This window comes from Gammaproteobacteria bacterium, assembly GCA_015709695.1.
Classification (GTDB): Bacteria; Pseudomonadota; Gammaproteobacteria; order Steroidobacterales.
This window is the reverse complement of sequence record CP054183.1, coordinates 2077941-2097473: the sequence shown is the minus strand read 5'-3', so window position 1 is coordinate 2097473 and position 19533 is coordinate 2077941. Positions and strand designations below refer to the sequence as shown.

The following is a 19533-nucleotide window of genomic DNA, read 5'->3' as shown; positions in this document are numbered from 1 at the left end:
CACCATGTGGAACTGGCTGGTCCAGACTCTGCGCAGCTATCCCGAGATCGCCATCTTTCTCGCCCTCGGCCTGGGCTTCTGGCTCGGCAAGCTGCGCTTCGGCAAGTTCAGCCTGGGCGTGGTGACCAGCACGCTGCTGGCGGGTGTCCTGGTTGGCCAGCTGGAGATCAGCATCTCGGGCAACGTCAAGTCCACCTTCTTCCTGATGTTCCTGTTCGCCGTGGGCTACGGGGTTGGTCCGCAGTTCTTCGGCAGTCTCAAGGGCGACGGCCTGCCGCAGGTGCTGTTCAGCATCGTGCAGTGCGTGGTGGTCCTCGTCGTCGCCATCGTCGTCGGCAGGCTGCTGGGCTACGACGCCGGCGGCACGGCTGGCCTGCTTTCGGGTGCCAGCACGATTTCTGCGGTGCTCGGCGTGGCTGCCGACAGCATCGGCCGGCTCGACATCGCACCCGGGCAGAAGCAGGCCATGCTCGACGCGATGCCGATCGCCTACGCGGTGACCTACATCTTCGGCACGGCGGGTTCCGCCTGGATCCTCGCCTCGCTGGGACCCCGCATCCTGCGCGTGGACCTCGCCGAGGAATGCCGCAAGTACGAGGCGGAAATGGGTGGGCAGCTGGCCGCAAACCACGACCGCATGTCGGCCTACACGCAGTTCGTCATGCGCGCCTACCGGGTGGAGAACCCCGAGTGGATCGGCCGCGGCGTCGCCGAGCTGGAGGCGGGCTTCGGCATGCGGACTTTCGTGCAGCGCATGCGCCGCTACGGGCAGCTCGTCGATCCCGCCACGGTGGGCGAGTTGCGCAAGGGTGACGTGATCGCCATTGCCGGACGGCGCGAGGTGGTGGTCGAGGGTGGTTCGCGCATCGGGCCGGAGGTGGACGATCACGAACTCATGGATGTGGAAGTCCAGCTCCTCGACGTGGTCGTCACCAGCAAGGAGCTGGTCGGCAGCACGCTGGCCGAGCTGGTCGCCGGGCAGCTGGCCGAGAGCGGCCGCGGCGTGTTCCTGCGCCGCCTGCTGCGCACCGGTGTCGACATGCCGGTGACCGCCAACCTGCGCCTCGCCCGTGGCGATACCATGACGCTGGTCGGCAGCAAGGCCGACGTCGAGCGCGTGGCACCGCAGATCGGCTACATCGACCGCGCGACCGAGGAGACCGACATGGTCGTCATGGGCATCGGCATCACGATCGGTGCGCTGGCCGGTGCCCTCAGCGTGCAGGTCGGTGGCGTGCCGCTCACCCTCAGCACCAGCGGAGGGGCGCTGGTTGCCGGCCTCGTCTGTGGCTGGCTGCGCTCGGTCAACCGCACCTTCGGGCGCATTCCGGCCCCGGCGCTCTGGGTGTTCAACAACATCGGGCTCAATGCCTTCATCGCCGTGGTCGGCATCAGCGCCGGGCCAGGCTTCATCCGCGGATTGCAGGAGCAGGGGTTGTCGCTGTTCCTGGCAGGCATCGCCGTGACCACCATCCCGCTGGTGGTCGGGGTGCTGGTGGCCCGCCACCTGTTCCGCATGCCGGCACCCATTGCGCTCGGCGCCGCGGCAGGTGCCCGCACGACGACTGCCGCCCTGGGCGCCATCGAGGCGGAGGCGCGCAGCAAGGTGCCGGCCCTCGGCTATACGGTGACCTATGCGGTGGGCCAGATTCTGCTCACGGTCTGGGGCGTGATTGTGGTAATGCTGATGGCCTGATCGCCGCAGCCCGGCGACGGGACCTCGGGCGGCAGGCGTTCCCGGAACGCCCGGACGAGTCTGATTTCTGCAACCAGGACAGGAGGACTTTCGACATGCGACGCATCATCAGGGGATTGCTCATCGTGGTGGCGGTGGCGCTGGCAACGGCCTGTGCCTCGTCGGAGTACATCATCAGCACCAATGACGGCACCATGATCACCACCCACGGCAAGCCGAAGCTGGACGAGAAGACCGGCATGTACAGCTACGAGGATGCCGAGGGGCGCAAGGCGACCATCACCAAGGACAACGTCAAGCAGATCATGGAGCGCTGATCCACCAGGGCTGCAGGCTCCAGAAAGGAGGATGGGCTTGGAGACGCACCGCGTCGACCTGGCACGCAACACGCTTGGCGTGCTGTTCATCGGTGGCCTCGCACTGGCCTCGTTCTGGATCCTGCGGCCTTTCCTCGCTGCCTTCATCTGGGCGGTCATGATCGTGGTGGCGACCTGGCCGCTGATGCGCCGGGTGCAGTCGTTGCTGTGGCAGCGGCGCGGCCTGGCGGTCATCGTCATGACCCTGGCCATGCTGCTGGTCGTGGTGATGCCGCTGGTGCTGGCCATCGCGACGGTAGCGAGCTACGCGGACGATGTGGCGCACTGGGCCACCACGCTCACGACCCGGCAGCTGGGGGAGGCGCCGGCCTGGCTCGCCGGGCTGCCACTGGTGGGCGAACGGGCCGCGGCAGCATGGAACCAGTTCGCGGGCGATGGCTTCAGCGAACTGGCCCTGCTGCTGGAGCCTTACATCCGCGACATCGCCCGCTGGTTCGTCGGCGGGGCCGGGACCGTCGGCCTGCTCTTCGCCCAGGGCCTGCTGATCGTCATCCTCTCGGCGCTGCTCTACGCCGGCGGGGAGGGCTGGGGCCGCTGGATGCTCGCCTTCGGTCGCCGGCTCGCCGAGGCTCGCGGTGAACAGGCCATCGTGCTGGCGGGCCAGGCCATCCGCGGCGTCGCACTCGGAGTCATCGTCACCGCCATCCTGCAGTCGGCGCTGGGCGGCATCGGCCTCGCCCTGGCCGGCGTGCCGTTCGCCGGCGCCCTCACGGCCGTGATGTTCATGCTCTGCGTGGCACAGCTCGGCCCCATCCTCATCCTCGGCGGTGGCACCGCCTGGCTGTTCATCAGCGGCTCGACCGGCTGGGGCAGCTTCCTGCTGGTGTGGACCCTGGTGGTCGGCCTGATGGACAATTTCGTGCGCCCGGTGCTGATCAAGCGCGGAGCGGACCTGCCGCTGCTGCTGATTTTCGCCGGCGTGATCGGTGGCATGCTCAGCTTCGGCCTCATCGGCATCTTCGTCGGCCCGGTGGTGCTGGCGGTGACCTACACGCTGGTGGATGCCTGGGTGCAGGAGGCGCCCCGGGTATCCGCCTGAAGTACCCTGGCAGCCGCGGCCCACTTGTCGACCGGAGGAATCGATGCGATCACCCACTGCCCTGTTCGGACTCCTGCTGTCGCTCGCCCTGCCCGCGACCGGTACCGCCCGGGCAGGGGAGGCCGACCTGCTGGAACAACCTTTCTTCGTGTCGCTGGGCACGTTCATCGTCAATACCGACACCACGGTGGAACTGGATGGCCAGGCGGGCCAGGGCAGCGTGGTGGATATCGAGAAGAACTTCGGCGATGACACGGCCACGCGCATTCGCCTCGATGCCTACTGGCGGTTTGCCGCCAGGCACAAGCTCAGGGCCATGGTGTTCAATGCCTCGGCGGACCGCACACGCAGCCTGAGCGAGGAAATACACTGGGGCGACGAGGTGTACCCGGTGGGTGCCTCGGTCAGCATGGAGCGCGACTTCTCGATCTACGAGCTGGCCTACGAGTACGCTTTCCTCAAGCGCAATACCTGGGAGCTTGCCGCATCAGCGGGCGTGCACTGGACTTCCCTGAAGATTGGCCTGACGGCTGACCTCAGTGCCGGCGCGGGTGGTACCCGCTCGGCCAGCGACTCGGCCCGCCTGGATCTCCCGCTGCCGGTCTTCGGCCTGCGCGGCCTGTGGAATCCCGGCGGCGACTTCTGGCTCGACGCCTCGGCCCAGATCTTCTCGCTGTCCTACGATGCCTATGACGGCCACCTCGACGACCTCCGCGTGGCTGCCGTCTGGCAACCCAGGAAGTGGCTCGGCATCGGGCTTGGCTACAACGCCTTCCGTGTGAACCTGGATGTCGACAAGGAACGGTTCCGCGGGTCACTGGAGTGGCGTTACAGCGGGCCGCAGCTGTTCCTCAGCGGGGCTTTCTGAGCGTGGCAACCCGGCACTGCAGCGGCCGTTCCCCATGAGGTTCTCGCTGAACTGGTTGCTGGTCTTCGTGCCCGCGGCGCTGGCCCTGGAGGCCACCCATGCCGGTGCGCCACTGGTGTTCTTCGCTGCGGCGCTGGGTCTCGTCCCCATCGCGGCGATTCTGGTCCACGCGACCGAGCAACTCGCCGTGCGTACCGGTGATGCCATCGGTGGCCTGCTCAACGCCACCTTTGGCAACGCGCCGGAGCTGATCATCGCCGCGGTGGCGCTCAAGGCGGGCCTGATGGGCATGGTGCTCGGCTCGATCATCGGCGCCGTGCTGGCCAACCTCCTGCTCGCACTGGGCCTCGCCTTCTTCCTGGGCGGGCTGAAGAAGCACGACCAGGTGTTCAATGCCGGTGCGGCACGCGTCTACAGCACCATCATGCTCATCACCGTGGTGTGCCTGGCGGCACCCGGCGCCTTCGAGGGATTGTTCGGGGCGGAAATCGCCGCGCTGCGGTCCGATGTGCTGAATCTCGGGCTCGCCGTGCTGCTGCTCGCCCTCTACGGCCTGTACCTGGTCTTCATGCTCAAGACCCACCCCGAGCTCTTCGTCAGCGCCGGCGGCGGCGCGCAGGCGCACGAGGCGCAATGGAGCGTGTCCCGCGCGGTGGGCACCCTGGTGGCGGCATCGGTGGGCGCTGCCTTCATGAGCGAGGTGCTGGTCGGCGCCGCGGAAGAAACCGGCAAGGCGCTCGGCATGTCGCAGGTCTTCATCGGCGTGGTGCTGCTGGCGGTGATCGGCGGTGCGGCCGAACTCGGTGCGGCGGTGACCATGGGCATCCGGGATCGCCTCGACCTCAGCGTCGGCATCGCGCTGGGCAGCTGCATGCAGATCTCGCTGTTCGTGGCACCGGTGCTGGTGCTGCTGAGCTACGTCATGGCGCCCATGCCGCTGCGGCTCGAGTTCGGCAAGACGGCTGTCGGCGCGCTGCTGTTGAGCGTGCTGATCGGCGCGGCGGTCTGCGCGGACGGCCGCTCGAACTGGTACAAGGGCGTGCAGCTCGTGGCCGTCTACCTGGTCCTCGCGTTGCTGATGTACCTGGCGCCTGGCTGATGGACCGGAAGGAGCCGGGCATGCGCTGCAGGCCATGGATGCGGGTGGTCGCGATCCCGGGGCTGGCACTGGCACTGGGGCTGGCACTGGCGCCGGCCTGGGGTGGCAGCGCCGTGCTGCCCCCGGTAGCCGATCCGCCGACGCATGAATACCACCCGGGGAAGTTCGTCTGGATCGACCTCGTGACCCCCGACATCGCCGGGGCGCAGCGCTTCTACGGCGGGCTCTTCGGCTGGACGTTCCGGGAGACCGGGACCCGGCGTGGCCCGGCCGGGTATTCCCTGGCATATCTCGGCGAGACGCCGGTGGCCGGCCTCGCACAGCGTGCACCGGCGCCGTCGCAGGCGCGTGCCGCCCGCTGGATCGCCTACGCCTCCGTCGCCGACGTCGGGCATGCCGTGGCCAGGGTGGAGGCCGCAGGTGGCAGGACGCTGATACCGGCACGGCTGGTTGCGGGTCGCGGCACCATGGCGCTGGTGGCCGATCCCGACGGCGCGCCCTTCGGCCTCATCCATGCCGAGGGAGGCGATCCCCCGGATTACCTGGCCGGGACCGGTGACTGGGTCTGGGCGCTCTACCAGAGCCCGGATGCCAGCCGCGCCGCGGCCTTCTACCAGGACCTCGCCGGCTACGAAGTGCTGCAGGACGACCGTTTTCCCGGCACGCCGGATTTCCTGCTGGTGGCGGGCGGCTACGTGCGCGCCAGCGTCGTGGAGATTCCCGCGGCACGGGGTTCGTTGCGGCCGGACTGGCTGTACTTCGTCCGGGTGGCGGATGTCGGGGCCGCGATCAGCCGCGCCGTCGCCCTGGGTGGTCGGGTGATCGTCGCTGCCGATCCGGCCGTCGCCGCCGGCCGCATCGCGGTGCTGGCGGATCCCGCCGGTGGTGCCTTCGGCCTGCTGGAGTGGAACATCGATGTCGCTCGCTAGGCGCTGCTCGCCCCTGATGCTGGTGATCGCGGCCGCGCTGCAATCCGGCTGTGCGTCGGATGGCGGCTACGGCGGCAGCTCCAGCGTATCCGTGGGCACCTCCTTCTATTACGGCCACGCCTGGTACGACAACCCGGCGTACTGGTACGGGCCGCCCGGCTACGTGGTGGTGCCGCCACCGGGTGGCGTCACCCGGCCGCCGAACGGGCCCGCGGCGCCGGGCGGGCCGGTGTCGCCCGAGCACCCCATTGCCTTGCCACCCGGCGGCGAGCAGCCGGCTGCGCGTCCGTTGCCGGCCGAGCGGCCCACTGCCTCGACGTCATCGCGCATGCCATCCGCCCAGCCGCGCATGTCCTCGCCGTCGGCGCGGCGTTCCATGCCGACGGGGGGGCGGGGCGGGGGCCGCAGGCGGTGACGGCCTGGCAGCGTGCGCTGGGCGCCTATGGGGCGCGTCGCTATGCGGTGCTGTTCTACACGCTGCTGGCGTCGCTCGTGGTTTCGCCGCTGGTCCGCCCGCTCGGATTTGGTGGTGACGTCATCGAGGGGCTGATCGCGGTGAACCTGCTTGCAGCGGTACTGGCGCTGCGCCGGGCATCGGCCCGCTGGCCGGCCGCAGCCATCCTGCTCGCCATCGCGCTGACGCGCTTCCTGGCCGCGGAAGAAGCGGTGGCTGCCGCGAGCCTCGTGGCCTGGGGCCTGGTGGCGCTGCTGGCGGCCGCCAGTGCCCTGGCCTTCGCCCTGCGTGGCCGGGAAGTCGGCAGCGAGCAGGTCTACGCCGCGCTCAGCGCCTACGTCCTCGCCGGCTTCTGCTTCGCGCTGCTCTACTGGGCACTGGACCACTTCTCCCCGGGCTCGATGCTGGCCGGGGCCGGGACCACGCCCGGCACGGCCTCCGTGGCCACCATGGTCTACTTCAGTTTCGTGACGATGGCCTCCCTCGGCTACGGCGACGTCCTGCCGGCGAGCGACATCGCGCGCGGCCTGGCCGTCATCGAGGTCATCGGTGGGCAGCTCTACCTCGCCGCACTGGTGGCGCGCCTGGTGGGCGCCCTGCGCTAGCGATTCCCGGGCCGCAGCCCGTTCAGGCTGCCACCAGGCCCGCGTCGCGGAAGATCGCGCAGGCCTGCTCCGCCGCCTCCGGCGTGGGCGGCTCCACCGCCTCCAGTGCATAGCGCATGCCGAGCTTGTGCCACTTGTAGCGGCCCATCTGGTGGAAGGGCAGGACCTCGACCCGCTGGACGTTGCCGAGGCCCGCCGCGAAGCGGGCGATGGCGGCGATCTCGCCGGGGTCATCGGTGAGGCCCGGCACCAGCACGAAGCGGATCCAGGCCGGCTTGCCCAGGGCCGCCAGCCGCCGGGCGAACTCCAGCGTCGGCCCGGGCTCGCGGCCGGTGAGCTCGCGGTGCCTTTCCTCGCCCCAGGCCTTGATGCCGAGCATGACGAGGTCGAGGGAGTCGAGATCGGCATCGCTCAGCTCGGCGCCGAGGTAGCCGTTGGTCTCGATGGTGGTGTGGATGCCCATGGCGCGGGCGCCCTGCAGCAGCTTGACCACGAAGCGCCGCTGCATGAGCGGCTCACCGCCGCTGACGGTCAGGCCGCCGCCCATGACCTTGAGGCCCTGCCGGTACTTGCCCAGCTGTTGCAGCGCGCGATCGACGCTCACCGGGATGCCGTTGCGCATCGTCCAGGTGTCGGGATTGTGGCAGTAGCGGCAGCGCCACATGCAGCCGGTGGTCCAGGCGACCACGCGCACGCCGGGGCCATCGAGCGTCGAGCCCGTGGTGAAGGAATGCAGGAAGCCCATGTCGCCGGTGGCCAGTGCCGAGCGCAGGTCGGTCTCGGGCAGGCCCTTGCCGAGGTCGACGCGCATGTCGAAAGGGCTGGCCGCCTCGAGGCCGGGCGTTGGCTGTTCGTGTTCACTCACGGCGGCCCGCTCCATGAAAGGTCCGGTTGATGACATCCATCTGCTGTTCCCGCGTCAGGCGCACGAAATTCACCGCATAGCCGGACACGCGGATGGTCAGGCTCGGATACTTCTCCGGGTGGTCGACGGCGTCGAGCAGCATCTCGCGGTTCAGCACGTTCACGTTCATGTGGAAGCCGGTGGCGCCGAAGAAGGCATCGAGCATCGCCGTGAGGTTGCCCGCCCGTTCCGCCGGCACCCGCCCCAGCCCGGTCGGCACCAGGGTGGTCGTCAGCGAGATGCCGTCCTGGGCGTCGCGGTAGGGGATCTTGGCGACCGAGGCCGCCGAGGCATGGATGCCCAGCCGGTCGCGGCCGTGCATGGGATTGGCGCCCGGCGCGAAGGGCTCGCCCCGGCGGCGGCCGTCCGGCGTGTTGCCGGTGGCCTTGCCATAGACCACGTTGGAGGTGATGGTGAGGATCGACTGCGTGTGCAGCGCATTGCGGTAGGTGGGGTACTTGCGCAGCTTCGACATGAAGGTGCTGACGGCCCATACCGCCAGCTGGTCCACCCGGTTGTCGTTATTGCCGAAGGTCGGGAATTCGCCGTCTATGGTGTAGTCGGTCACCAGCCCGGTGGCATCGCGCACCACCCTCACCCTGGCATGCCTGATGGCCGAGAGGCTGTCGGCCACCACCGACAGGCCCGCCATGCCGAAGGCCATGGTACGCAGCGGTGCGTAGTCGTGCAGCGCCATCTCCAGGCGTTCGTAGGCGTACTTGTCGTGCATGTAGTGGATGACGTTCATGGCGTTGACGTACACGCCCGCCAGCCAGTCCATCGTCTGTTCGAAGCGTGCGCGGACATCGTCGAAGTCCAGCACCTCGCCCTGCACCGGAGGGCAGGGCGGCGCCACCTGCTTGCCGCTGATCTCGTCGCGGCCGCCGTTGATGGCGTAAAGCAGGCATTTCGCCAGGTTGGCGCGCGCGCCGAAGAACTGCATCTGCTTGCCGAGCAGCATGGGCGAGACGCAGCAGGCGATGGCGCCGTCGTCGCCCCAGGCGCGGCGCATGATCTCGTCACTCTCGAATTGCAGCGAGCTGGTGTCGATGGCCACCTGCGAGGCGAAGCGCCGGAAGCCGTCCGGCAAGCGTGGCGAGTACCAGACCGTGAGATTCGGTTCGGGGGCCGGCCCGAGGTTGTACAGGGTCTGCAGCAGGCGGAAGCTGGTGCGGGTGACGAGCGTGCGGCCATCGTCGCCCATGCCGGCCAGGGACTCGGTGACCCAGGTTGGATCACCCGCGAACAGCTCGTCGTACTCGGGCGTGCGCAGGAAGCGCACGATGCGCAGCTTGATGACGAAGTCGTCGATGATCTCCTGGGCCTGTTGCTCGGTGAGGCGGCCGGCAGCCAGGTCGCGCTGGAAGTAGATGTCGAGGAAGGTCGAGACGCGGCCGAGCGACATGGCCGCGCCGTTCTGCTCCTTCACCCCGGCCAGGTAGCCGAAGTACAGCCATTGCACCGCCTCGCAGGCGGTGGTGGCCGGGACGGAGATGTCGAAGCCATAGGCGGCCGCCATCTGCTTCAGCTCGCCGAGGGCGCGGGCCTGTTCGGCGAGTTCTTCGCGGTCGCGGATGATCGCGTCCGTGGACATGGCCGGATCCAGCGCGGCCTTCTCCGCCTTCTTGTGGGCCAGCAGCCGGTCCACGCCGTACAGTGCAACGCGGCGGTAGTCACCGATGATGCGGCCGCGGCCGTAGGCATCCGGCAGGCCGGTGAGCACATGGGAGCTGCGGCAGCGGCGGATGTCCTCGGTGTAGGCATCGAACACGGCGTCGTTGTGCGTCTTGCGGTAGCGGGTGAAGGCCTCCACCACGTGCGGATCCGGCACGTAGCCATAGGCCTTGAGCGCGTTCTCCACCATGCGGAAGCCGCCGTTCGGCATGATGGCACGCTTGAGCGGCGCGTCGGTCTGCAGGCCGACGATGATCTCGCGATCACGGTCGATAAAGCCGGGTGCGTGGGCCGTTATCGAAGCCGGTACCTGCGAGACATCGAGCACGCCCTTGCGGCGTTCCTCGACGAACAGGTCCTGCAGCTTCTTCCAGATCGCCAGGGTGCGGTCCGTGGCCCCTTCGAGGAAGGTCGCGTCACCCTCGTAGGGTGCGTAGTTCTGCTGGATGAAATCGCGGACGTTGATCTGCTGCTCCCACAGGCCACCCTCGAAGCCGGTCCAGGCGGCAGGGCGGGCGGAGTGATGCGCGGCGGCGCTGTCATCGGTCATGGTTGACTCCGTGGCGGGCGGCCCGTCCCCGGCGCGAGGCCGAGCAGGGCGCCGGTGTGGCGGGCGATCATCAGTTCTTCGTTGGTGGGAATCACCCAGGCGGACACCCGGCTCGAGGTGCCGGAAATGCGCGGCTGGGCGGCATCGTTGGCCGCGGCGTCCAGGTCGATGCCCAGCCAGGCACAGGCCCGGCAGATGCGGGCACGGATTGCGGCGGAGTTCTCGCCGATGCCGGCGGTGAAGACCAGGCCGTCCAGGCCGCCCAGCACCGCGGCCAGGCCGCCGATCTCCCGTGCCGCGCGATAGACGAAATAGTCGACGGCCAGCTTCGCGGCCGGCTCCGGGCTGTCGAGCAGGTCGCGCATGTCGTTGCTGATGCCCGAGATGCCGAGCAGGCCGGAGCGCCTGTACAGCAGGGTTTCCACCTCGCTGGCGGACATGCCCTTCTGCTGGAACAGGTAGAGGACCACGCCGGGATCCAGGGCGCCTGGCCGTGTGCCCATGCACAGGCCATCGAGTGCCGTGAAGCCGAAGCTGCTGTCGATACTGCGGCCGGCGCGCAGGGCACACAGGCTGGCGCCGCTGCCGAGGTGGGCGACGATGACGCGGCCGGCGGCGAGGTCGGGGGCGACCTGCGGCAGCGCGCCGGCAATGAATTCATAGGACAGCCCGTGGAACCCGTAGCGCTGCACGCCCTCGCTGCGCAGCTCCGCGGGCAGCGGCACCAGTTCGGCCACCGCGGGCTGGCCGCGGTGGAAGCTGGTGTCGAAGCAGGCCACCTGGGGCACCTCCGGCATGCGGCTGGCGATGGCGTCGATGGCCGCGAGGTTGTGGGGCTGGTGCAGCGGTGCCAGCGGCACCAGCGCCCGCAGTTCCGCCATGAGTGCCGGCGTCACCCGGGCCGGGCCGGCGTGCTGCGCACCACCGTGCACGACACGATGGCCCACGCCGAGCAGTCGCGGCTGCCCGAAGTGGCCCCGCAGCCAGGCCGCCAGTGCCTCGAGCGCGGAGGCGGCATCCTGCACCCTGGCGCCAAGGTCCTCGCCGGCGAGTGGCCGGCCGCTGCCATCCTTCGCTCTGAAGCGGGGCCGCGAGCCGATGCCTTCCACCTGCCCCTGCGCTTCCAGCCGCCACTCGCCGGAGGCCGGCAGCACGTAGACGCAGAACTTCAGGCTCGATGAGCCCGCGTTGAGCACCAGCAGGCAGTCGGTCATGGTGTCACTACCCGGCACCCTGGAGGTTGCGCCGCCGGGCATGGGCTACCAGCATCGCCACGGCCGCGCTGGCAATGCGCGAGCGCACGCTGTCGGCACGGCTGGTGAGGATGACCGGCACGCGCGCGCCCAGCACGATGCCCGCGCTGTCTGCCCGGGCGAGGAACGACAGCTGCTTGGCAAGGATGTTTGCCGCCTCGAGGTCCGGTGCCAGCAGGATATCGGGATCGCCGGCCACCTCCGAGCGGATGCCCTTCACCGCGGCCGCCTCGCGGCTGATGGCATTGTCGAAGGCAAGCGGGCCGTCGAGAATGCCGCCGCGGATCTGCCCGCGCTCGGCCATCTTGCACAGGCAGGCGGCATCGACTGTGGCCGGCATGCGGGAGTTCACCGTTTCCACCGCGGCCAGCACCGCGACCTTGGGCACGGCCACGCCCATGGACACGGCGAGATCGATGGCGTTCTGCACGATGTCGACCTTGTCCTCCAGGGTCGGCGCGATGTTGATGGCGCCGTCGGTGACCACCAGCACCTTGTGGTAGGTCGGGATGTCCATGATGAAGGCGTGGGTCAGCCGGCGGCCGGCGCGCAGGCCGGTTTCCCGGGCCACCACCGCGCCCAGCAGTTCGTCGGTGTGCAGGCTGCCCTTCATGAGCAGTTCCGCCCGGCCTTCGCGCACCAGCGCCACGGCGCGGGAGGCGGCTGCCGGGCCGTCGGCGGATTCGATGATCTCCACGCCGTCGAGGCCCAGGCCCTGTGCGGCGGCAAGTTCCCGGATACGCGCCGCGGGGCCGACCAGCAGCGGGCGGATGAGGCCGGACTGGCCGGCCTCGATGGCACCGGCCAGCGCCGAGGCCTCGCAGGGATAGGCCACCGCCGTCGCCACGGGTTCCAGTCCCTGGCAGCGCTCCAGCAGACGCTCGTACTTGCCTGTCCCGGTCGTGGCGGTCATGGGTTCTCCCTGTTGGTCCGGATGGCGGCCGGACCGGTTTCCTTCAAGAGCAATGTCAGCACGACGGCGAGGGCGACGCCATAGAGCATCGGCGTGAAGGCCGCCTGGTAGTGGCCGATTTCCCTGCTGCCCGCCCCGGCTGCTGCGCGGTGCAGAGCACTGGCAAAAACCGGGCCGAGCAGTGCGCTGAACGTGAAATTGAGGAAATTGACCACGCCGGTGGCGGTCCCGCTCAACGGCGCGGGATTGGCTTCCTTGATGACCGTATAGGGCAGCATGGCTGCGCCGGAGGTCACACCCGTGGCGAGGCCCAGCAGGTACGGCGGCAGCAGGTCCCTTGGGCCGTAGAGGATCCAGGCCAGGCAACCGAGCAGGCCCAGTGCGCCGGCGAGAATCACCGGCTTGCGGCGCCCGAGGCGGTCCGAGATGAAGCCGAGCAGGGGGCAGCCGATGATCCAGCCGAAAGGCACGGTGGCCGAGCGCAGTACCGCATCGGCGAAGTCCATGCCCATGCCCTCCTGCAGGTAGCTCACGCCCCAGACCATGTCGAAGATGGTCGTGGGAATGAACAGCAGCCCGGCGATGAAGCCGCACAACAGGGATTGCGGGTTGCGGAACACCGTGGCCAGCGCGCCACCTGCCTCACGCAACCAGGCGCTGCGCGCCGGCGCCTCGCTCCGGACCGGCAGCAGCAGGTAGAGCACCACGGAGATGACCAGCCCGATCACGCCCATCGCCGACCAGAAGCTGCTCCAGGGCGCGCCGGCGGTCATGGCCGGGCCGACGACGAACTGGCCGGCCGAGCCGCCCGCCATGCCGAACATCTGCGTGGCGCCAATGAGGGTCGCGGCCCGCGACGGCGGGAAATTGGTGGTGGCAATGTAGGCCGCGCCGATCAGCGCGAAGACACCGCCTGCGCCCTGCAGCAGGCGGCCAGGCCCGGCCAGTCCGACGATCCCGGTGGCGAACAGCAGCGAGCCGATACCGACCAGTGCCGCGCCGATGGGCACCACCTTGCGCGGCCCGAACTGGTCCATGGCGACGCCGGCGACCAGGCTGAACGGCGAGTAGCCGTAGTAGAACAGCCCGACGAGCGAGGCCACGCCCATCGCGCTCATGCCGAAGGCCTCGGACAGCTGCGGCATCATCACCGCCGGCGCCGAGCGCAGCATGTACTGGTAGAAGTAATAGACGGCAGCGATCAGCCAGGCGATCGCCGCCGTGCGTGCAGCCGTCTTCAGATGAAAACTCCGATCCCGGGCAACCGCCGCACACTCGGCCGGCGGCTGCTGCCGTCAGCAGAGCACGACGGAGACGGCCAGCCCGCCTTCCGAGGTCTCCTTGTACTTCGAGTTCATTTCCTTCGCGGTGAGCGCCATGGCGTTCACGGTGGTATCGAAATCGAGGCGGCGGTTTGCCGGCACTTCGTTGCGCGCGATCATGTACCCGGTCCATGACTTCACCGCGCCGTAGGCGCAGCGTTCGATGCAGGGCACCTGCACGAACCCGGCGACCGGATCGCAGGTCATGCCGAGGTGGTGTTCGAGCGCGGACTCGGCGGCATTGGCCACCACCTGGTGCGGCTGGTCGTGGGCCTGCGCGATCAGCGCCGCACCCATGGCGGAAGCCACCCCGATCTCGGCCTGGCAGCCGCCCTCGGCACCGGCCAGCGTGGCATTGTGCTTGCAGAGGTAGCCGACGCAGGCGGCGGCCAGCATGCCCTCGCGCAGCTTCTCGCGCGGCAGCTTGCGGCCGCCCTCGCCCAGGGCATAGACCAGCGCCGGGATGACCCCGGCCGAGCCGCCCGTGGGTGCCGTCACGACCAGGTGGCCGCGTGCATTCTCCTCGGAGCCGGCCAGGGCGTAGGCGGCGACGACGCCGATGCCCTGCTCGCGCACGTACTTGTCGTCGGAAATGGCGCGCTTGTAGACCTCGCCGGCCTTGGTCTTGAGCTTGATGGGGCCCGGCAGCGTTGCGGACGGGGCATCGAGGCCCGACTTCACGATGTTGACCATCGCGTTGAGAATCTTGTCGAGGAAGGCGTTGATCTCGGCCTCGCTCCTGCCGGATACCGCGACCTCGTTGGCCATGGCCACCTGGGCGATCGACAGCTTGTTCTTCGTGGCGTGTGCCTGCAGCTCGGCCATGGTGGCGTAGGGGTACTTCGGCTGGCCCTTCTTCGGCGGCTGATAGCCCTTCCACTCGATGAAGCCGCCGCCCACGGAGTAGTACTCCTGCTCCAGCAGCACCTGGTCGCCGGCCATCAGCCTGCAGGTCATGGTGTTCGGATGCGGGAAGTCCCCCTTGGGGGCGTCGTAGACGATGTCCTTGAGCGAGGCCTCGATGGTCTTGCCGCCGAGCTTGACGGGAAAGACCTGGTCCGGCTTCTCTGCCAGGCCGTCGAGAAAGGCCGGCTCCACCGTGGCCGGTTCCTTGCCGACGATGCCGGCCAGCGCGGCGCGCTCGGTGCCATGGCCCTTGCCCGTGGCGCTGAGGCTGCCGAAGAGATGCACTTTCAGTGACGTCGCCTTGGCCAGCTGCCCGGGCGGCAGCTTGCTGCAACGCTGGTAGAAGTCGTAGGTGATGCGCATGGGGCCGATGGTGTGGGAACTGGAGGGGCCGGGTCCCACCTTGTAGAACTCGTCGATCACCGTCATGACCGGGCCCTTGGACTGCTTTACCACGTTGAGGCTGGGTGAGAGGGTTACGGTCGGTGGTGGGGCGGTGGCCGCGGCCTTCTGTTCGGCGGCGGAGACCACACGCCCGGTCATCACGGCCGCGGCGCCGATCACCGCGCTGCGCATCAGGAACGTGCGACGGTCGACGCCCTCGGGGACGATGGCGGCGTCATAGGCAGCGTCGGCAAATACGGCGTCAGCGTTGGGGTCGCGGCTCGCGGTCATGGTCCGGCTCCTTCGAGGTTCCTGTCACATCCGTCAGTGGGTACGAACAGCAACGTGACGGCTGTCGTCCACTGCGTCGCCAAGGTGCTCCGGAAAAAACCTTGGAGCAAGCGGTTTTACCCCGCTGGCACTCAGGCAGGCGTGGCGGGCTTCGCCTTCCCGGCGGCAGGCATGCGCCGCACGTTCCAGATGCCGCTGCAGTATTCCCTGATGGCCCGGTCCGAGGAAAAGTACCCGCTGCGTGCCGTGTTGAGTATGGACATGCGGGTCCACCGTGACCGATCGTGGAAAGCCTGGTCGACGGCGGCCTGGGCATCGAGGTAGGCCCGGTAGTCCGCCAGCAGCAGGTAGTCGTCCTGTGCGAGCAGGTGGTCGAGCAGGGGGCGGAACAGCGTGGTGTCGCCGCGCGCGAAGCTGCCGTCGCCCAGGGCATCGAGTGCCCCGCGCAGCTCGGCATCCCGCTCGTACCACTCCCGTGGCCGGTAGCCGCCGGCGCGCAGGGCTGCCGTCCCGGCGGCGTCGAGGCCGAAGAGGAAGAAATTGTCGTGGCCGGCGGCATCGCGGATTTCCACGTTGGCGCCATCCAGGGTACCGATGGTGAGGGCGCCGTTCATCATGAACTTCATGTTGCCGGTGCCGGCAGCCTCCTTGCCGGCAGTGGAGATCTGCTCGGAGAGATCGGCCGCGGGATAGATGTGCTGGGCACTGCTGACATTGAAGTTCGGCAGGAATGCCACCAGCAGGCGCCCGCGCACGGCGGGGTCGTTGTTGATCACGTCCGCCACGCCGTTGATCAGGCGGATGATGAGCTTGGCCATGCGGTAGCCGGGGGCCGCCTTGCCCGCGAACACGAAGCAGCGCGGCGCGATGTCGAGCCCGGGGTTCCGCAGCAGGCGCTGGTACAGCGTGATGATGTGCAGCACGTTGAGGTGCTGGCGCTTGTACTCGTGGATGCGCTTGACCTGCACGTCGAACAGCGCGGCCGGATCGGCGGCCGCGCCGGTCGCCTCGCGGATGCGGCCCGCCAGCCGTTCCTTGCTCCATTGCCGCGCCGCGCGCCAGCGCGCCTGGAAGGCGCTGTCGCCGGCCAGCCGTTCCAGTCCCTGCAGCCGGCGCGGATCGGTGGCCCAGCCATCGCCGACGGCCTCGTCGAGCAGCCCCGCCAGGGGCGGGTTGGCCAGCAGCAGGAAGCGCCGTGGGGTGACCCCGTTGGTGACGTTGCTGAAGCGCTCCGGCCACATGCCGGCGAAGTCGCAGAGCACCGTCCTGCGCAACAGTTCCGAATGCAGCGCCGACACGCCATTGATGGCGTGGCTGCCCACGGTGGCCAGGTGCGCCATGCGCACGCGCCTGCCACCGGCCTCGTCGATCAGCGACATGCGCCGTACCCGCTCCGCGTCGCCGGGGTGGCGCCGGCGCACCTCGTCGAGGAAGCGGCGGTTGATCTCGAAGATGATCTCCAGCGGGCGTGGCAGCAGGTCGCGGAACAGTGCCAGGTCCCAGGTCTCCAGCGCTTCGGGGAGCAGGGTATGGTTGGTGTAGGCGAGGGCCCGGCGGGTGATGTCCCAGGCATCGTCCCAGGGCAGGCCGTGCTCGTCCACCAGCAGGCGCATCAGCTCGGCCACGGCGATCGACGGGTGCGTGTCGTTCAGCTGCACGGCGCAGAGGTCGGCGAAGCGCGTCACCGGCTGGCCCTTCATCTCCAGTTGTCGCAGCATGTCCTGCAGCGAGCAGGAGGTGAAGAAATACTGCTGCGCCAGCCGCAGCCGCTTGCCGATTTCGGGCTCGTCGTTCGGGTAGAGCACCTTCGACAGGGTCTCTGAAGTGACCTTCTCCGCCACCGCGCCGTAGTAGTCGCCCACCTGGAAATCCTCCAGGTCGAAGGATTCCACCGCCTCGCTTTTCCACAGGCGCAGCGTGTTGCAGGTTTCCACGCGATAGCCCGGCACCGGGATGTCACAGGCGACACCCCGTACCTGCCGGCCCGGTACCCAGCGCACGCGGTGCTGGCCGGCGCTGTCGTCGGCCGTGGTGTAGCCGTTGAAGTTCACCGTGTAGGCCACCTCCGGCCGCATGACCTCCCAGGGTGTGCCCCGCTGCAGCCATTTGTCCGTGCGCTCCACCTGCCAGCCATCACGGATGCCCTGCTCGAAGATGCCGAATTCGTAGCGGATGCCGTAACCGATGGCCGGCACCTCCAGCGTGGCGAGCGAGTCGAGGAAGCAGGCCGCGAGGCGGCCGAGGCCGCCGTTGCCGAGGCCGGGCTCGGCCTCCAGGGCGATCAGCGCGTCGAGGTCCTGGTCCAGCGCGTGCATGGCCTCGCGCACCTCGTCCCCGATGCCGAGATTGAGCAGGTTGCTGGCGAGCTGCGGGCCGATGAGGAACTCGGCGGAGAGGTAGCAGGCCACCTTCACGTCGGGTGCGGCGTAGGCCTTCACGGAGGCGATCCAGCGTGCCAGCAGCCGGTCGCGCACGCTGTAGCCCAGCGCCATGTACCAGTTCCACGGCGTGGCGATCTCGGGGAAGCGCGCCTGCAGCAGCGCGAGGTTGTCGAGGACGGACTGGCGGATGGCATCCGCGCTCAGGCCGGTGCGTACGGATTCGGGTGCCAATTTCAGCTCCTCGCTCGGGGCGGCGCTAGCCACCACCATCCCTGCCCTGTCGCGCCTGCTCCGCGGCGGAGATGGCCTTGTAGGCGACATAGTACTTGTAGATGTTGCTCACGTAATCCACCGTCTCCCGTCCGATGCGCCGCGCAGCCACCACTTCGACGTTGCGGAACCAGACGTTCGGGTCGAGGCCGCGCTCGCCGGCCTCCTGGCGCAGCTGCGCCACCCTTGCCGGGCCTGCGTTGTAGGACGCCATGGCCAGCAGGGTGCGATTGAGGCGGTCGATGCCTGGATCGTCGAAATAGCGGTCGGTCATGAAACGCAGGTACTTCACGCCGGCCTCGATGTTGCGGTCCACGGGCCTGATGTCGCGGATACCCATATCGGCAGCCGTCGCCGGCTTGATCTGCATGACGCCCACGGCGCCTGCCGCGCTGCGCCTGGCGTTGTCGAGCTGCGACTCCTGGTAGGCCTGGGCACCGATCAGCAGCCAGTCGAAGTCGTACTGGCCCGCATAGCGCTTCAGGTAATCGACGATGGCGCGGAACCTGCGCACTTCCTCGGCGGTCCCCGGATTGCGCAGGCGGGCAGCGGGGTCGAGGTAGCGCTTGAGCAGCACGTTGCCGAACAGCGTGCCCTCGCGATGCCTGCGCACGAAGTCGTTGACTGCCGCCAGCAGTTGCGGCGCGTCCTGCCGCACTGCCCAGGCCAGGTGGCCGCCCGAGCTGAGCACGATGTCCTCGTGGACGGCGATGCCGTCATAGGCGCCGGCCCAGGCGCGGGCGATGTGGGCGTCGGCGACGGTGGCCGGGATGACGCCCGCGTCCACCATCTGCAGCAGGTCCTCGGTTTCGAGCAGCTCGTCGGCGCCGACGATGTGCGGTGGCTCGAGGCCCGCAGCCTTCAGCCTCCCGGCCAGCTGCGTGAGGCTGTGGTGGTAGGAACTCGAGCGGCGCACGTGGATCTCGCGACCCGCGAGGTCCTCGATGCGCGTCACCGGACGCGGATCCGCCTTGCCGGTGACCAGTACCTCCCGGACATCGTCCAGGGTGGGCACGGAGAATGCCACGAGACGGGCCCGTTCCGGCGTGATGGTCAGGCCGCCGACGGCGATATCGCCCAGTCCCTCTGCGAGGGCCGGCAGCAGGCGATCACGGCTTGTCGGAATGATGACGATCCTGGGTGGTGTGGCACCCTTCGGCGCCTTCGCGGCGAGCGCGCGCTCGAATTCGCGCAGCGCCTCGAAGGCGACGCCGGCCTGTTCCGCCTGCGACAGGAAGTAGAGCGTCCTGCTGTAGGGAACGAGGGCGCGGATGAAGCGGCGCTCGCCCGAGGCCACGGCGTCGTAGTCGCCGTGCCAGGCCCGGTGGAGATCGAGGTATTGCTCGGTGTCGAGGTCGAGCAGCGGCGTGACACCGCCGTCTGCCGCAGGCGTCACCGCAGGCGCATCCGCCGGTGCCGTCGCGACGGACGGCGCCTCCGTTGGCGGCGGTGGCCCGGCCTCGCGGTCGCAGGCGGCGATGCCGGCCGCTGCCAGCAGCGCCAGGACGATGCAACAGGCAGTCCGGATTGCCGGGGCCATCGACATGCGCTCCCAATGACCGACGCGTCCCCGGCCTGCGCGCCGGGTGGGTCCAGTATAGGGCCGGCCGCTTCTCCT

The 19533-nt window shown here is 69.1% G+C and carries 16 protein-coding genes; 8 read left to right on the top strand and 8 right to left on the bottom strand.

The features are described from left to right. The first annotated feature begins 4 nt into the window (after window positions 1–4). From aspT to HRU81_09720, 8 genes are all read left to right on the top strand, one after another. Entirely contained in the window at window positions 5–1696 is a 1692-nt protein-coding gene (gene aspT / locus HRU81_09755; GenBank protein ID QOJ32367.1) for an aspartate-alanine antiporter, read from the top strand. Between the two features lie 107 nt (window positions 1697–1803). Then, complete coding sequence (locus HRU81_09750; GenBank protein ID QOJ33360.1) at window positions 1804–2013, top strand: YgdI/YgdR family lipoprotein; 210 nt, start codon at window positions 1804–1806, stop codon at window positions 2011–2013. A gap of 31 nt (window positions 2014–2044) precedes the next feature. Beyond that, on the top strand, window positions 2045–3112 hold the full coding sequence (gene ydiK, locus HRU81_09745; GenBank protein QOJ32366.1) for an AI-2E family transporter YdiK: 1068 nt from the start codon (window positions 2045–2047) through the stop codon (window positions 3110–3112). 43 nt (window positions 3113–3155) lie between these two features. Then, on the top strand, window positions 3156–3980 hold the full coding sequence (locus tag HRU81_09740) for a hypothetical protein (protein ID QOJ32365.1): 825 nt from the start codon (window positions 3156–3158) through the stop codon (window positions 3978–3980). A 34-nt stretch (window positions 3981–4014) separates the two neighbouring features. Next, the gene (gene cax / locus HRU81_09735) at window positions 4015–5079 is read left to right on the top strand and encodes a calcium/proton exchanger (GenBank protein ID QOJ32364.1); all 1065 of its coding nucleotides are present in this window, start codon (window positions 4015–4017) and stop codon (window positions 5077–5079) included. Between the two features lie 20 nt (window positions 5080–5099). Continuing rightward, window positions 5100–6008, top strand: coding sequence for a VOC family protein (locus HRU81_09730; protein QOJ32363.1), 909 nt, complete (start codon window positions 5100–5102; stop codon window positions 6006–6008). Further along, window positions 5995–6423, top strand: coding sequence for a hypothetical protein (locus HRU81_09725; GenBank protein ID QOJ32362.1), 429 nt, complete (start codon window positions 5995–5997; stop codon window positions 6421–6423). Before HRU81_09730 ends, HRU81_09725 begins: the two co-directional genes overlap by 14 nt. Next, window positions 6420–7067, top strand: coding sequence for a hypothetical protein (locus tag HRU81_09720; protein QOJ32361.1), 648 nt, complete (start codon window positions 6420–6422; stop codon window positions 7065–7067). Before HRU81_09725 ends, HRU81_09720 begins: the two co-directional genes overlap by 4 nt. A gap of 22 nt (window positions 7068–7089) precedes the next feature. Here the strand turns inward: HRU81_09720 and pflA are convergent, their stop codons facing one another. The 8 genes from pflA to HRU81_09680 all read right to left on the bottom strand — a co-directional run bounded on the left by pflA (window position 7090) and on the right by HRU81_09680 (window position 19455). After that, a complete protein-coding gene (pflA, locus tag HRU81_09715; GenBank protein QOJ33359.1) occupies window positions 7090–7878 on the bottom strand; it encodes a pyruvate formate lyase-activating protein in 789 nt (262 codons plus the stop codon). A 46-nt stretch (window positions 7879–7924) separates the two neighbouring features. Then, the gene (gene pflB / locus HRU81_09710; GenBank protein ID QOJ32360.1) at window positions 7925–10195 is read right to left on the bottom strand and encodes a formate C-acetyltransferase; all 2271 of its coding nucleotides are present in this window, start codon (window positions 10193–10195) and stop codon (window positions 7925–7927) included. Beyond that, entirely contained in the window at window positions 10192–11409 is a 1218-nt protein-coding gene (locus HRU81_09705; protein QOJ32359.1) for an acetate/propionate family kinase, read from the bottom strand. Before HRU81_09705 ends, pflB begins: the two co-directional genes overlap by 4 nt. A 7-nt stretch (window positions 11410–11416) precedes the next feature. Beyond that, entirely contained in the window at window positions 11417–12361 is a 945-nt protein-coding gene (locus tag HRU81_09700) for a bifunctional enoyl-CoA hydratase/phosphate acetyltransferase (GenBank protein ID QOJ32358.1), read from the bottom strand. Beyond that, window positions 12358–13533, bottom strand: a complete 1176-nt coding sequence (locus tag HRU81_09695; protein QOJ32357.1) for an MFS transporter — start codon at window positions 13531–13533, stop codon at window positions 12358–12360. The genes HRU81_09700 and HRU81_09695 overlap by 4 nt, the downstream gene beginning before the upstream one ends. A gap of 123 nt (window positions 13534–13656) precedes the next feature. Next, on the bottom strand, window positions 13657–15264 hold the full coding sequence (locus tag HRU81_09690; GenBank protein QOJ32356.1) for an L-serine ammonia-lyase: 1608 nt from the start codon (window positions 15262–15264) through the stop codon (window positions 13657–13659). Between the two features lie 131 nt (window positions 15265–15395). Next, window positions 15396–17915, bottom strand: coding sequence for a glycogen/starch/alpha-glucan phosphorylase (locus HRU81_09685; protein ID QOJ32355.1), 2520 nt, complete (start codon window positions 17913–17915; stop codon window positions 15396–15398). Further along, complete coding sequence (locus HRU81_09680) at window positions 17902–19455, bottom strand: lytic transglycosylase F (GenBank protein QOJ32354.1); 1554 nt, start codon at window positions 19453–19455, stop codon at window positions 17902–17904. Before HRU81_09680 ends, HRU81_09685 begins: the two co-directional genes overlap by 14 nt. Window positions 19456–19533: the final 78 nt, after the last annotated feature.